Genomic DNA, 588 nt, shown 5'->3' with positions numbered 1-588 from the left:
CGATCAGCGGGTCGATGCCGAGCCGGTCGGCGATCCCCGCGCCCGAGAACCGCTTCGTGCTCTGGCTGCGCGGCCTCGACCTGCCCCGCCGTCCCGGCTGGATCGGCGGCGTCTGCGCGGGGATCGCCGACCGGCTCGGCATCGACCCGCTGATCGTGCGCGGGATCGTGCTCGTCGTCGCGGTGCTGGGCGGGCCCGCGCTCCTCCTCTACGCCGCGGCCTGGCTGCTGCTGCCCGACCAGGACGGCGCCCTGCCGGTGGAGCGGCTGCTCCGCGGCTCGCTCGACCGGGTGCACGCCGGGATCGGCGTCCTCGTGCTCGCCTCGATGCTGCCGGTGGCGCAGGGCTTCTGGTCGCTCGGCGGCGCGTACACCGGGGCGATGCCCTGGGCGCCCGCGACCGGGCGGACGCTGTGGTCGCTCGTGGTGCTCGGGCTGATCGTGGCCTTCGTGGTCTGGATCGTGCGGCGGAGCCGGCGATCGGACGACGCGGCCGCTCACCCGGCCCAGGGCTCCCCGTCCGCACACCCCTCCGCGACGCTCCCCTACCCTGCGCCCTCCGCTCCCGCCTACCCCGCCCCCGACCCCG

Annotated in this window: 1 protein-coding gene; it reads left to right on the top strand. The window is 76.9% G+C overall.

Annotated features, from left to right (window positions below; all coding sequences use genetic code 11):
• Nucleotides 1–14: 14 nt before the first annotated feature.
• Nucleotides 15–588, top strand: a 574-nt coding sequence (locus C5C95_RS17060; protein ID WP_146087118.1) for a PspC domain-containing protein, incomplete at its 3' end; no start/stop codon positions are given.

Origin of the sequence: Rathayibacter sp. AY1B7 (assembly GCF_002932735.1) — a bacterium.
Taxonomy (GTDB): Bacteria; Actinomycetota; Actinomycetes; order Actinomycetales; family Microbacteriaceae; genus Rathayibacter.
This window is presented reverse-complemented; position numbering and strand designations above follow the sequence as displayed.